The 12,507-nt window shown below is 67.4% G+C and carries 13 protein-coding genes; 3 read left to right on the top strand and 10 right to left on the bottom strand.

Annotated elements, in window-relative coordinates; genetic code table 11:
- Positions 1–42: 42 nt before the first annotated feature.
- Entirely contained in the window at positions 43–885 is an 843-nt protein-coding gene (locus tag B146_RS0113890; protein WP_019997057.1) for a fumarylacetoacetate hydrolase family protein, read from the bottom strand.
- Positions 886–1,028: 143 nt separating this feature from the next.
- Between B146_RS0113890 and B146_RS0113885 the strand changes: the two genes are divergently transcribed.
- Together B146_RS0113885 and B146_RS0113880 are read left to right on the top strand one after the other, a co-directional pair.
- Complete coding sequence (locus B146_RS0113885) at positions 1,029–2,825, top strand: acyl-CoA dehydrogenase (protein WP_019997056.1); 1,797 nt, start codon at positions 1,029–1,031, stop codon at positions 2,823–2,825.
- Positions 2,825–3,571, top strand: a complete 747-nt coding sequence (locus tag B146_RS0113880; RefSeq protein ID WP_019997055.1) for a crotonase/enoyl-CoA hydratase family protein — start codon at positions 2,825–2,827, stop codon at positions 3,569–3,571. Before B146_RS0113885 ends, B146_RS0113880 begins: the two co-directional genes overlap by 1 nt.
- On the opposite strand, the gene B146_RS26125 is transcribed toward B146_RS0113880, so the two are convergent.
- The 7 genes from B146_RS26125 to aroC all read right to left on the bottom strand — a co-directional run bounded on the left by B146_RS26125 (position 3,521) and on the right by aroC (position 10,628).
- On the bottom strand, positions 3,521–4,183 hold the full coding sequence (locus tag B146_RS26125) for a DedA family protein (RefSeq protein WP_019997054.1): 663 nt from the start codon (positions 4,181–4,183) through the stop codon (positions 3,521–3,523). The genes B146_RS0113880 and B146_RS26125 overlap by 51 nt on opposite strands.
- Position 4,184: 1 nt before the next feature.
- The gene (locus B146_RS0113870) at positions 4,185–5,411 is read right to left on the bottom strand and encodes a class I SAM-dependent RNA methyltransferase (RefSeq protein ID WP_019997053.1); all 1,227 of its coding nucleotides are present in this window, start codon (positions 5,409–5,411) and stop codon (positions 4,185–4,187) included.
- Positions 5,408–6,166 (bottom strand): TlyA family RNA methyltransferase, encoded by a 759-nt coding sequence (locus B146_RS0113865; RefSeq protein WP_019997052.1) that lies wholly within the window; start codon positions 6,164–6,166, stop codon positions 5,408–5,410. Before B146_RS0113865 ends, B146_RS0113870 begins: the two co-directional genes overlap by 4 nt.
- A 22-nt stretch (positions 6,167–6,188) precedes the next feature.
- The gene (dxs, locus tag B146_RS0113860) at positions 6,189–8,105 is read right to left on the bottom strand and encodes a 1-deoxy-D-xylulose-5-phosphate synthase (protein ID WP_019997051.1); all 1,917 of its coding nucleotides are present in this window, start codon (positions 8,103–8,105) and stop codon (positions 6,189–6,191) included.
- A gap of 161 nt (positions 8,106–8,266) precedes the next feature.
- Positions 8,267–8,536, bottom strand: a complete 270-nt coding sequence (locus tag B146_RS0113855) for an exodeoxyribonuclease VII small subunit (protein WP_019997050.1) — start codon at positions 8,534–8,536, stop codon at positions 8,267–8,269.
- 26 nt (positions 8,537–8,562) lie between these two features.
- Positions 8,563–9,489 carry a histone deacetylase family protein gene (locus B146_RS0113850; RefSeq protein WP_019997049.1) on the bottom strand — a complete coding sequence of 309 codons (927 nt, stop codon included), beginning with the start codon at positions 9,487–9,489 and terminating at the stop codon, positions 8,563–8,565.
- Between the two features lie 44 nt (positions 9,490–9,533).
- Positions 9,534–10,628 carry a chorismate synthase gene (gene aroC, locus B146_RS0113845; protein ID WP_019997048.1) on the bottom strand — a complete coding sequence of 365 codons (1,095 nt, stop codon included), beginning with the start codon at positions 10,626–10,628 and terminating at the stop codon, positions 9,534–9,536.
- A 174-nt stretch (positions 10,629–10,802) separates the two neighbouring features.
- On the opposite strand from aroC, the gene B146_RS0113840 reads away from it, so the two are divergent.
- Positions 10,803–11,027 (top strand): DUF1344 domain-containing protein, encoded by a 225-nt coding sequence (locus B146_RS0113840; RefSeq protein WP_019997047.1) that lies wholly within the window; start codon positions 10,803–10,805, stop codon positions 11,025–11,027.
- 12 nt (positions 11,028–11,039) lie between these two features.
- Here the strand turns inward: B146_RS0113840 and B146_RS0113835 are convergent, their stop codons facing one another.
- On the bottom strand, positions 11,040–11,633 hold the full coding sequence (locus B146_RS0113835; protein ID WP_019997046.1) for a histidine phosphatase family protein: 594 nt from the start codon (positions 11,631–11,633) through the stop codon (positions 11,040–11,042).
- A 10-nt stretch (positions 11,634–11,643) separates the two neighbouring features.
- Positions 11,644–12,462, bottom strand: a complete 819-nt coding sequence (gene fabI / locus B146_RS0113830; RefSeq protein ID WP_019997045.1) for an enoyl-ACP reductase FabI — start codon at positions 12,460–12,462, stop codon at positions 11,644–11,646.
- Between the last annotated feature and the right edge of the window lie 45 nt (positions 12,463–12,507).

The raw sequence follows: 12,507 nt of genomic DNA, 5'->3' as shown, positions 1-12,507 counted from the left end.
CTCCGATCGGCCCTCCCATCGCGCGGGCCGATCCTTCGCGGCTTATCCCTGGATGCAGACATAGTCCTGCTGGCCAAGGCCGTCGCAGCCCAGGATCATCCGGTCGCCCGGCGCCAGAAAGCGGGGCGGATCGTGCGAGAGACCAACCCCCGCCGGCGTGCCGGTCATGATCACGTCGCCCGGCTCCAGTCGCAGAAAGCGCGACAGATAGGAGATGAGATAGGGGACCTTGAAGATCATCCGGCTCGTTTCGCCCTCCTGCATCCGCTCGCCGTTCACGTCGAGCCAGACGGTGAGGTCGTGATAGTTCGGGAGTTCGTCCGGCGTCACGAGCCACGGGCCGATCGGCGCGAACGTGTCGTGCGACTTGCCCTTGAACCACTGCCCGCCGCGCTGCAGCTGGAAATTGCGCTCGGTCAGATCGTTGGAGAGGGTGAAGCCGGCCACATGCTGCATGGCGGCTTCGACGCTGATATATTTGGCGGTGCGACCGATCACCACGGCGAGTTCCACGCCCCAGTCGGTCCGCGTGGACAGGCGCGGAATCTCGATCGGATCGTTCGGACCGCTGACGGCGGTCGCCGCCTTCATGAAGAGGGTCGGCTCCGGATTGACCTTGAAGCCGGCGAGCCGCGCGCTCTCATGATAGTTCGGGCCGACGCCGATGATCTTCCTGACGTCGCTGACCGGCGGCCCCAGACGGCTTCCGGCCGGGGCTTCGGGGAAACGCGTGATATCGAGCGAACGCAGCTTTTCCAAGGCCACGGGATCGATGAAGCCGTCCCGCCAGTCCTCGACCTCGGAAGACAGATCTCGGATGCGTCCTTCGCTGTCCAGAGCCCCTGGCTTCTCGGCGCCTCTCGCGCCGAACCGCACCAGCCGCATTCTCGCTACTCCCACGCTGCCTTGGGGCGGGAAATGGAACAGGCGGCGGGTTCTTCCAACCTTTTGTTTTGACGTTTACGTTCAAGTCCTGAATTGGTTCTTCAGCCGGCATCGGACCCGGCGCGCCTTGGGAGGAAAACTCGGTGTACCAAGCCCCGATCGACGACATCGCCTTCACCCTTCGCCACATCGTCGGCCTGGATCGGGCCATGGCGGAGGGCCGCGCGGGCGACCTCAGCGACGATCTCCTCGACGCGATCCTGGCCGAGGCGGCGCGCTTCGCAGAAGGCGAGATCGCGCCGCTGGCAGCTGGCGGAGACCGCGAGGGTGCGCGCTTCGCGGACGGGCGCGTGACCATGCCCGCCGGCTGGAAGGCGCTCTACCACGCATGGCGCGATGGCGGCTGGAACGGGCTTTCGGCGCCGGTGGATCATGGCGGGCAGGGCCTTCCGCTGTCCCTCGCGGTCGCGGCCTCGGAAATGTGGAACGGCGCTTCCATGGCCTTCGGCATCGGTCCGACGCTGACCATGGGCGCGATCGAGGCGCTGGAAGCGCACGGTTCGGACGAGTTGAAGGACCGCTACCTGTCGAAGCTCGTGTCCGGCGAATGGATGGGCACGATGAACCTCACCGAGCCGCAGGCCGGCTCGGACCTGTCCACCCTGCGCACCCGCGCCGAACGCAGCGGCGACGGCACCTACCGGATCTTCGGCCAGAAGATCTACATCACCTATGGCGAGCACGATCTGACGGAGAATATCGTTCATCTCGTCCTCGCCCGCCTGCCGGACGCGCCGGAGGGCGTGAAGGGCATCTCGCTGTTTCTCGTGCCGAAGTTCCTGCCGGGCGAGGACGGCGCGCTCGGCGCCCGCAATGACGCTTTCTGCCACGCGATCGAGCACAAGCTCGGCATCCACGCCTCGCCGACCTGCACGATGATCTTCGGCGACGGACGCGGCGACAGCGGCGAGCCGGGTGCGGTCGGCTGGCTCGTCGGGGAGGAGAATCGTGGCCTTGCCTGCATGTTCACGATGATGAACTCGGCGCGGCTCTTCGTCGGCACGCAAGGGTTGGGCGTCGCCGAGGCGGCCTATGGCAAGGCGCTCGCCTATGCGCGCGAGCGCCGGCAGGGCCGCTCCACGCTTCTCGCTAGGGATAGGGCCGAACCGGCCTCGCGCGACATGTCGCCGATCATCGAGCACCCCGACGTCGCGCGCACGCTGCTGACCATGAAGGCGCTGGTCGGCGCGGCCCGCGCCATCGCCTATAGCTGCGGCCATGCGCTCGATCAGGCCGCTCAGGCGACGAGCGAGGACGAAGCGCGCTTCTGGCGCGAGCGCGCCAATCTCCTGACACCGCTCGCCAAATCCTTCCCGACCGATGTCGGCGTCGACGTCGCCTCCATGGGCATCCAGATCCATGGCGGCATGGGCTATGTCGAGGAGACGGGCGCGGCCCGACTTCTGCGCGATGCGCGCATCGCGCCGATCTACGAAGGCACGAACGGCATCCAGGCGATCGATCTGGTGACCCGCAAGCTCCCGCAATCGGGGGGCGAGGCGGTGCGCGCCTATCTCTCCGAACTGCGCGATATCGCCTCTGACGCCGGCGGGCGCAACGAGCCGGGCTTCGCGGCGCTGGCGCAGCGGCTGAACGAGAGCCTTTCCGACCTCACCGAGGCGACCGACCAGCTTCTCGTCTGGCTCGGCGAAGGCCGTACGGGGGACGCGCTGGCCTATGCCACGCCCTACCAGCGGCTCTTCTCGCTGGTCGCCGGCAATTGCTATCTCGCCAAGGGCGCGCTGGCCGAGACCGAGGGCACCGCCCGCCTGTCGCTCGCGCGCTTCATGGCCGATACGCTCCTCAGCGAAACGGGCGGGCTGAAGCGTCAGGTCCTCACCGGTGTCGAAGGTCTGAACGCAGCCAGGGAGGCCCTGTGATGAGCGAGACCGATCTCATCCAGCGCGACGTTCGCGACGGCGTCCTGTCGCTGCGCATGAACCGCCCGGACAAGAAGAACGCGCTGAACCGGGCCATGTATGCCGGTCTGTCGGACGCGCTGGAAGCGGCCAATGGGGACGAGACGATCCGTGCCGTCCTCCTTCTCGGCGGCGCTGGCGCCTTCTCCTCGGGCAACGACATCGCGGATTTCGCCGGTTTCGATGCCAAGGCGGGTCTCGGCGAGGTGATGCGCTTCCTGCGGGCGCTGACGGCGCTCGAAAAGCCGCTCGTCGCGGCCGTGGACGGGCTGGCGGTCGGGATCGGCACGACGGTCCTGTTCCATTGCGACCTCGCCTATGCGACCCCGCGCTCCACCTTCCGCACGCCGTTTCTCGACCTCGGTTTGGTGCCAGAAGCCGGTTCCAGCCTCCTGGCGCCGGCGACCATGGGCTATCAGCGCGCCTTCGCGCTCCTGGTGCTCGGCGATGCCCTTTCGGCAGAACAGGCGCGAGAGGCGGGCCTTGTCCTGGCGGTCAGCGATGCGGCGGAAGACGAATCGCGCCGTGCCGCCGCTCGCCTTGCGGCCAAGCCGCCCGAGGCGCTTCGCATCGCGCGTCGGTTGATGCGCGGGGATGGTGCCGCCCTGAACGAGCGGATCGAAGCGGAGGCTCGCGCCTTTGCCGAGCGCCTGACCTCAGCCGAGGCGCGGGCCGCCTTCGCCGCCTTCCTGGGGCGAAGAGGCTGACGAATCAGGCGCTTCCTGAAGTTTCCTGACGCTCTTGCGGAACTTGAAGATCGTCGCGGCCGTGAAGAACAGGAACACGGCCGCGAGCGCTGCATAGGCCCAGGGGCTGCCATGAAGATAGGTGTTGATCCGGTCGCCTAGAATATACGAGCCGAACCCGTAGGCGCTCGACCAGAGCGCGGCGCCGAGCGCGTTGTAGAGCAGGAACTCCCAGCAGGGGAAACGCAGCGTGCCCGAGACGAAGCCCGCGAGCTGACGCAGGATCAGGACGAAGCGCGCGATCAGAACGATCGGCGGCCCGACGGTGCGGAAGCGATCTTCCACGAGCTTGAACTTCTCGGGCGTGACCCGGAAGCGCGCGCCGTAGCGATCCACGAAGCGGCGCCCGAAGCGATGGCCGATATAATAGCCGAGATTGTCGCCCATCGTGCCGCCGAACCAGGCGGAGAACACGACGCCCCAGACATTCAACTCGCCATGGCCGGCCATGATGCCGGCCGCGATCAGGATGCTTTCACCGGGAAAGGGCAGACCTGTCGATTCCAGGAAAATCGACACGAAGACGGCGACATAGCCGTAAGTCTGCAGAAACCCGGTGAGCGTTTCCAGCATTTCAGCGCTCGAACAGGGCGACCGCTTCGACGTGGTGCGACCAGAGAAACTGGTCGATCGGCGTCACCGACAGAAGCTTGTAGCCGCCCTCCACGAGGATCGCCGCGTCGCGCGCCAGCGTCGTCGGATTGCAGGATACGGCGGCGACGCGCTTGACGGTCGAGCGCGCGAGTTCCCGGCACTGGGCCTCCGCGCCCGCGCGCGGCGGGTCGAACAGGACGCCATCGAACCGCGACAGGTCCCTGGTGGTCAGAGGGCGGCGGTAGAGATCGCGGCGTTCCGTGGTGATCGGCTTCAGGCCCGGCACGCCGCGATGCGCGGCATCGAGCGCGGCGAGGGCCGGCGTGTCGAATTCGACGCCGTGAACGGCCTGACGCCGCGCCAGCCGCAGCGTGAAAGTTCCGACACCGCAGAAGAGATCGGCCACGCGCTTGGCTTTCGCCAGATGCGCCAGCGCCACCTCGGCCATCGCGCGCTCGGCCTGCGCCACCGCCTGAAGAAACGCGCCGGGCGGCAGCGAAACGCCGAGCCCGTCCACGTCGAGGCGCGGGGCTTGCGGCTCGACGATCGTCTCGCCGTCCACCGACAGCCGGGCGATGCCGGGCGCCAGCGCGAGTTCGAGGACGCGCTGGCGCAGCCGCCCATCGACCTTCGCCGCGTCGGAGACGGCGATGTCGAGCCCGGCGGCGGTGTGCGTCACCACCATGCGAAGCTCGCGCTTGCGATCGATCAGCGCGACGGCCAGCTTTTCCAGAAAGGCGAGGCGCGTCGCGATCTCCGGCACCACGACGAGACAGGTGTGGATCGAGACGATGCGGTGGCTGAGCGCCTCGTGAAAGCCGAAGAGAACGCGGTTGTCTATGCGCAGCGCCGAGAACACGGCGCGGCGGCGCGAGGCGGGCGCACAGGGCACGAGGTCCGCCACTTGTGCGTCCAGGCCGGCGCGACGGAAGGCCTCCGTCACGGTGCCGCGCTTGAAGCTGCGATAGGCGTCCTCGCTCATATGCTGCAGCTCGCAGCCGCCGCAGACGCCGAAATGCGGGCAGGGCGCGGGCACCCGCTCGGGCGACGGCGTCTCGACACTCAGCAGCCGGGCCCGCGCGCCGTCGCGACTGACGGTGACCGTCTCGCCCGGTAGCGTGAAGGGGACGAAGATCGCGGCGCCGCCTTCATGGGCGATGCCGTCGCCCTTCTGGCCGAGCGTTTCGATGGTGATGCGATCGCTCATGCCTTGCGTCCTACGAGGAGATATTCGCGGTTGCCGTCTCCGCCGTCGATCGGCGAGGGAACGGGGGGATGGGCGTTCCAGCCCTCGGTCTCGCGCAGCCAGAGGGCCATGTCCTCGGCGATCCGCTGCCCCAGCGCTGCGTCGCGCAGAAGACCGTTCTTGCCGATCGCGTCGCGCCCGGCTTCAAATTGCGGTTTCACCAGAAACACGCCGTCCGCGCCCGCTCGCGCCAGCGCCAAGGCGGGCGGAAGCGCGAGACGCATGGAGATGAAGGATACGTCGCAGACGACGAGATCGATGGCGTGGCCGCCGAGATGCTCGGCCGTCAGCTCTCGCGCGTTCAACCCTTCGAGGCAGGACACACGCGGGTCATCCTTCAGGCTCGGGTGCATCTGGTCGTGGCCGACATCGATCGCCACCACATGCGCCGCTCCGCGCCGGAGCAGGACTTCGGTGAAGCCGCCCGTGGAGGCGCCGACATCGAGCGCGGTGCGCCCCTCCACCGCGATCCCGAACGCATCGAGCCCCGCCGCGAGCTTCAACGCCGCGCGCGACACATAGTCCGCCGCCGGGTCGGTGAGGGTGATCGAAGCATCGGAGCGGACGAGCTGTCCCGGCTTGGTCACGGGCTCTCCGTCCACCCGCACATGACCGCGCAAGATCGAGTCGCGCGCGCGGGCGCGGCTCGGCGAGCGGCCCGTCTCGGCCAGGAGCAGGTCGAGACGAACGCGCGTGTCGGCGGAGGGCGAGGCCATCAGAGGAGGCGAGACCGGGGCATCAGGCCTGCAGCACGCGCCGCGCGCCATCGCCCAGCGCACGGAACACGGCGTCGACGATGCCGGCCTTGTCGAGACCCGAGCCCTTCACCATCGCCTCGGGCGCGGCATGGTCGACGAACCGATCGGGCATGGTGAGCGGGCGCACCTTGAGGCCATGATCGAGAAGGCCATTGCGGGCGAGATGCTCCAGCACCTGCGCCGCGAAGCCGCCCGAGGCGCCTTCCTCGATCAGCACGAGAACCTCGTGATGGCGCGCGAGCTGAGCGATCAGCTCGCCGTCGAGCGGCTTGGCGAAGCGCGCGTCGGCCACCGTCGTGGAAAGGCCGAAGCCCTCCAGATCCTCGGCCGCCGCGACGGCGTCGGCCAGGCGCGAGCCGAAGGACAGAAGCGCGACCTTGGTGCCCTCCCTGACGATGCGGCCCTTGCCGATCGGCAAGATCGAGCCCCGCTCCGGCAGATCGACGCCGGTGCCATTGCCGCGCGGATAGCGGAAGGAGATCGGGCCGTCGTCATAAGCCGCCGCCGTGCGGATCATGTGCCGCAGCTCGGCCTCGTCCGAGGCGGCCATCACCACCATGTCCGGCAAGGGGCACAGGAAGCCGGTGTCGAACGAGCCCGCATGGGTCGGGCCGTCCGCGCCCACGAAGCCGGCGCGGTCGATGGCGAAGCGCACGGGCAGATGCTGGATCGCGACATCGTGGACGATCTGATCGTAGGCGCGCTGCAGGAAGGTCGAGTAGATCGCGACGAACGGCTTGTAGCCTTCGGTCGCCAGACCCGCCGCGAAGGTGACGGCGTGCTGTTCGGCGATGCCGACATCGAAGGTGCGCTTGGGAAAGGCCTGCTCGAACAGATCGAGGCCCGTGCCGTCCGGCATGGCCGCGTGGATCGCGATGATCTTCTCGTCCTCGCGCGCTTCCTGCACGAGGCTTTCGGCGAAGATCTTGGTGTAGGTCGGCGCGTTCGCCTTGGGCTTCGACTGCGCGCCGGTCACCACGTCGAATTTCGACACGCCATGATATTTGTCGGCGCTGGCTTCTGCGGGCGGGTAGCCCTTGCCCTTCTTGGTCACGACGTGAACCAGAACCGGACCGTTGCTCGTGTCGCGCACGTTCTTCAGAACGGGGAGCAGGTGGTCGAGATCGTGCCCGTCGATCGGCCCGACATAGAAGAAGCCGAGCTCCTCGAAGAGCGTGCCGCCGGTGAGCAGGCCGCGCGTATATTCCTCGGTGCGCCGCGCACCCTCGCGCATGAATTCGGGGAGATGCCGGGTGAAGGCCTTGGCCCGCTCGCGCAGCGAGCGATAGGCCTTGCCGGACACGAGCCGCGCCAGATAGGCGCTCATCGCGCCGGTCGGCGGGGCGATCGACATGTCGTTGTCGTTGAGGATGACGACGAGCCGCGCGTCGAGCGCGCCGGCATTGTTCATCGCCTCATAGGCCATGCCGGCGCTCATCGCGCCGTCGCCGATCACCGCGATCACATTGTTGCGACGCCCGTCCAGCTCGCTCGCCACGGCCATGCCGAGGCCTGCGGAGATCGAGGTCGAGGAATGGCCCGCGCCGAACGGGTCGAACTCGCTTTCCGTGCGCTTGGCGAAGCCCGACAGGCCGCCTTCCTGGCGCACGGTGCGCATCGCCTCGCGCCGCCCGGTCAGGATCTTGTGCGGATAGGCCTGATGGCCGACATCCCAGATCAGGCGGTCGCGCGGCGTGTCGAACACGGCGTGGATCGCGACCGTCAGTTCCACGACGCCGAGCCCGGCGCCCAGATGCCCGCCCGTCTTCGACACGGCGTCGATCAGATCGGCGCGCAGCTCGTCCGCCACCTGCCGCAGTTCGGAGTGCGGCAGCTGGCGAAGGTCCTCGGGCGAGGCGATCCGATCGAGAAGCGGCGTCGAGAGGGTGGGGGACAAAAACGGTCTCCTGAAGAGCGAACGCCTCGCGCGGGCCGGTCACGAACGAGTTGCGGGCACGAATTGCGGGCGGCGTCGGAGCATTCGAAGAAATGCCCTTAGAGCCGTTTCAAATAGGGTTGTCCATCCGCGCCTTCCAGCGGCTTCGCGGCTTGGCCCGATCAGGCGGGGTCGAGGGGCTCCGTGCCGCTCGGCTTGCCGGCGCGCGAAAGCTTGATCTTCTCCACCTTGTCCTCGGCTGCCGAAAGGAGCCGGTCGCAATGGCTCTTCAGCTTCTCGCCGCGCTCATAGATGCGAATCGACATTTCCAGCGGCACGTCGCCGCGCTCCAGGTCCGAGACGATGCGCTCCAGGGCCGCGAGCGCTTCCTCGAAGCTCATGCGCTTGATGTCGGAATCGTCGGCGGGAATCGCGTGGGCGGTGTCGGACATGGGATTTCCTTCGAGATGCGGGCGGGTCAGCCGACCATCAGGCGCTTCACATGGGCCGCCACCGACTGAGACAAGCCCTGAAGGTCGTAGCCGCCCTCCAGAATGCTGACGAGCCGGTGATTTCCATGGCGCCCGGCGATGTCGAGCAGCTTGCCCGTCGCCCAGTCGAAATCGGCTTCGGTGAGGTTCAGGCCGCCGAGCGGATCGCGATGATGGGCGTCGAAGCCCGCCGAGATGATGACGAGATCGGGTCGGAAGTTTTCGAGCGCGGGCAGAACCACGTCCGAGAAGGCGGCACGGAACTCGTCGGTGCCGTCGTCGTCGCGCAGCGGCACGTTGACGATGTTGCCCGCGCCCGTCTCGTCGCGTGCGCCCGTGCCGGGAAAGAGCGGCATCTGATGGGTGGAGACGTAGAGGACACTCGGATCGCTCCAGAAAATGTCCTGCGTGCCGTTGCCGTGATGGACGTCCCAATCGACGATCGCGACGCGCTCCAGCCCATGCGCGGCCTGGGCATGACGCGCCGCGACGGCGGCCTGGTTGAACAGGCAGAAGCCCATCGCGGTTTCGCGCTCGGCATGATGGCCGGGCGGCCGGGCGGCGACGAAGACGTTGCGCGCTTCGCCGCTCATCACGTCGTCCACGCCCGCGCAGGCCGCGCCGACCCCATGCAGCGCCGCCGCGAAGCTGCGGGGGCTCACCACCGTGTCGCCGTCGATCCGTGCGATGCCCTCTTCGGGAATGGTGCGGGCGATGCGCCGGACGTAATCGACGCCATGACAGCGATAGACCGCCTCGACCGCGCCTTCGGGCGCCAGAACGCGGTCGAGATTCTGGAAGGCCTCCGCCTCCAGCGCCGCTTCCACGGCCACGATCCGCTCGGGCCGCTCCGGGTGCCCCGGCGTCGTCAGATGCTCCCGAAAGACCGGATGGTGATAAAGGCGCGTCAACATGGGCAAGTCCCCGGCGGGAGGGAAGGCGGCGCGAAGAGATGGGATCAGATGCGGCCGGTCTGGCCGCGATGACGCAGGAAATGGTCCGCGATGGCACAGGCGACCATGGCCTCGCCGATCGGGACCGCGCGAATGCCGACGCAGGGATCGTGCCGGCCCTTGGTCATCACATCGACTTCCTGCCCGTCCGCATCGACCGAGCGGCGCGGGGTCAGGATGGAGGAGGTGGGCTTCACCACGAAACGCGCGACGATCGGCTGCCCCGTGCTGATGCCGCCGAGAATGCCGCCTGCGTGGTTCGTCAGGAACACCGGCTTGCCGTCGTTGCCGATGCGGATTTCATCGGCGTTCTCCTCGCCCGACAAGGCGGCGGAGGCGAAGCCGTCGCCGATCTCGACGCCCTTCACGGCGTTGATCGACATGAGATTGGCGGCGATATCCGCGTCGAGCTTGCCGTAGATCGGCGCGCCGAGGCCCGCCGGCATGCCTTCGGCGACGATCTCGACCACGGCGCCGATCGACGAGCCGGCCTTGCGAACGGTGTCGAGGAGCGCGGCCCAGCGCTCGGCCGTCTGGGCGTCCGGGCAGAAGAACGGGTTGCGGCGCGTTTCATCCCAGTCGAAGCGCGAGCGGTCGATGGCGATGTCGCCGATCTGCACGAGGGCGCCGCGCACGACGAGGCCGGGCACGACCTGACGCGCGATGGCGCCCGCCGCGACGCGCATCGCGGTTTCGCGCGCCGAGGATCGCCCGCCGCCGCGATAGTCGCGCAAGCCGTATTTGATGTCGTAGGTGATATCGGCATGGCCCGGCCGGTAGCGCCGCGCGATGTCGCCGTAATCCTTGGAGCGCTGGTCGACATTCTGGATTTCCAGCGCGATGGGCGTGCCCGTCGCGATCAGCTCGCCCTCGGTCTCGCCGGGCATGGTGCCGGAGAGAACGCGCACCTGATCGGGCTCCTGGCGCTGGGTCGTGTAGCGCGACTGGCCGGGGCGGCGCTCGTCCAGGAAATGCTGGATCATGGCTTCCGACAGCTTGGTTCCGGGCGGCGTGCCGTCCACCACGCAGCCGATCGCCGGACCATGGCTCTCGCCCCAGGTCGTGACGCGGAACAGGTGGCCGAAGCTGTTGTGAGACATGATGCGACAGGTCCGATGGAAAGGCGGTGGGCTCGTTTACGACCTGCTAACCGGGCGCGTCAAATCGGACCTCGCTTCGCTGCGTTCGGGCCGATAAAAACCACAATCGGGATCGAATTCTTCTAAATTGTCCGACGAATCGCCCCGCACCGTCCGTCCGAGAGATCCGCGCCCATGACCCGACGTATCGTCGCCTTCTTCGCCTGCTCCGTGCTTTCCGTTTCCATGAGCATTTCGGCGCAGGCCGAGGAAACGGGCGGAGTGGTGGACAAGGTCGATCACGAAGGGGAGGTGCTGAAGCTCAGCGACGGTCAGGTCTATCTTCTGCCGAAGGATCTCGGTGTCGAGGCGATCCGACCGGGGATGGAAGTCCACATCATCCACGAACCGCTCGCCTGAGACGGGGACACCTCAGACCCAGGCGAACTCGCCCCGGTCGAAGCGCAGGATGCGATCCTGCGGAATATCCAGCGTTTCCGCCTCGCTGCGCGACAGGCCGACGAAGCGCTGAAGGAAGGCGCGCGTCACGCCGCCATGGGCCGTGACGATGGACGGCCGCTCCAAGCTCTCGAAGACGGGCGCGACCCGCTCCGCCAGAGCTTCGTAGGTTTCCGCGCCCGCACCGGGCGGCAGGAAGTTCCACTTGTCCGCGTGCCGAATTTCCACGAGGGCCGGTTCCGAGGCTGCAAGCTCCTTGAGCGTGTAGCCCTGCCAATCCCCGAAATGGATTTCCCGAAGCCGCTCGTCGGTCGCGAAGGCCTCCGGGTCGAGACCCATCTCGCGACGGATGATGCGCATCGTGTCGGCCGCGCGCTGCATCGGGCTCGACAGGAAGTCGAACTCGAAGCCCGAGGCGCCGAGCACGTTGCGCAGATAGCGTCCGTTGCGGCGAGCCTGACCCTGCCCATAGCTGTTCAGCGGAATGTCGCTCTGGCCCTGAAGGCGGCGTTCGGCATTCCAGTCGGTCTGACCGTGGCGGCAGAGATAAAGAAGCGGCAGCGTCACGGGGAAGGGATCAGTCCTTGACGACGGAAATGTCGGGCGCGTCCACAGCCTTCATGCCGACGACATGGTAGCCGGAATCGGCGTGATGCACCTCGCCGGTGACGGACCGCGAGAGGTCGGACAGGAGGTACAGGCCGACATCGCCCACTTCCTCGATCGTCACCGTGCGACGGAGCGGCGCGTTGTACTCGTTCCACTTCAGAATGTAGCGGAAGTCGCCGATGCCGGAGGCGGCCAGCGTCTTGATCGGACCGGCCGAGATGGCGTTGACGCGGATGTTCTTCGGGCCGAGATCGACCGCCAGATACTTCACGCTCGCCTCGAGCGCGGCCTTCGCGACGCCCATGACGTTGTAGTTCGGCATGACCTTCTCGGCGCCGTAATAGGTCAGCGTCAGCATCGAGCCGCCGTCGGTCATCAACTTCTCGGCGCGCTGGGCGACCGCCGTGAAGGAATAGACCGAGATGTTCATGGTCTTGTTGAAATTGGCTTCGCTCGTATCGACGTAGCGGCCGGTCAGCTCGTCCTTGTCGGAGAAGCCGATGGCGTGGACGAGGAAGTCGATCTTGCCCCACTTCTCTTCGAGCGCCTTGAAGCAGGCGTCGATCGTGGCGGCGTCGCCGACATCGCAGTGACCGCAGACGAAGGCGCCAAGTTCGGCCGCCAGCGGCTCGACGCGCTTGCGCAGCGCGTCGCCCTGATAGGTGAGGGCGATTTCGGCGCCCTGGTCGGCCAAGGCCTTGGCGATGCCATAGGCGATCGAGCGATTGTTCGCGACGCCCATGATGAGGCCGCGCTTGCCCTTCATGAGGCCGACCGATTCAACCATGGTGCCGCTCCTGTTCGATTCCGACAGACCTTATTGCGGCGGCGG

The sequence above is a fragment of the Aureimonas ureilytica DSM 18598 = NBRC 106430 genome (genome assembly GCF_000382705.1).
Taxonomy (GTDB): domain Bacteria; phylum Pseudomonadota; class Alphaproteobacteria; order Rhizobiales; family Rhizobiaceae; genus Aureimonas; species Aureimonas ureilytica.
This window is presented reverse-complemented; position numbering and strand designations above follow the sequence as displayed.

Bases quoted from the DNA above. Each gene is read 5' to 3' on its own strand.
- B146_RS26125 (WP_019997054.1), bottom strand. From the start codon at position 4,183: ATGCTGGAAACGCTCACCGGGTTTCTGCAGACTTACGGCTATGTCGCC.
- B146_RS0113880 (WP_019997055.1), top strand. From the start codon at position 2,825: ATGAGCGAGACCGATCTCATCCAGCGCGACGTTCGCGACGGCGTCCTG.
- aroC (WP_019997048.1), bottom strand. From the start codon at position 10,628: ATGTCTCACAACAGCTTCGGCCACCTGTTCCGCGTCACGACCTGGGGC.
- B146_RS0113865 (WP_019997052.1), bottom strand. From the start codon at position 6,166: ATGGCCTCGCCCTCCGCCGACACGCGCGTTCGTCTCGACCTGCTCCTG.
- B146_RS0113855 (WP_019997050.1), bottom strand. From the start codon at position 8,536: ATGTCCGACACCGCCCACGCGATTCCCGCCGACGATTCCGACATCAAG.
- B146_RS0113840 (WP_019997047.1), top strand. From the start codon at position 10,803: ATGACCCGACGTATCGTCGCCTTCTTCGCCTGCTCCGTGCTTTCCGTT.
- B146_RS0113850 (WP_019997049.1), bottom strand. From the start codon at position 9,489: ATGTTGACGCGCCTTTATCACCATCCGGTCTTTCGGGAGCATCTGACG.
- fabI (WP_019997045.1), bottom strand. From the start codon at position 12,462: ATGGTTGAATCGGTCGGCCTCATGAAGGGCAAGCGCGGCCTCATCATG.
- B146_RS0113890 (WP_019997057.1), bottom strand. From the start codon at position 885: ATGCGGCTGGTGCGGTTCGGCGCGAGAGGCGCCGAGAAGCCAGGGGCT.
- B146_RS0113870 (WP_019997053.1), bottom strand. From the start codon at position 5,411: ATGAGCGATCGCATCACCATCGAAACGCTCGGCCAGAAGGGCGACGGC.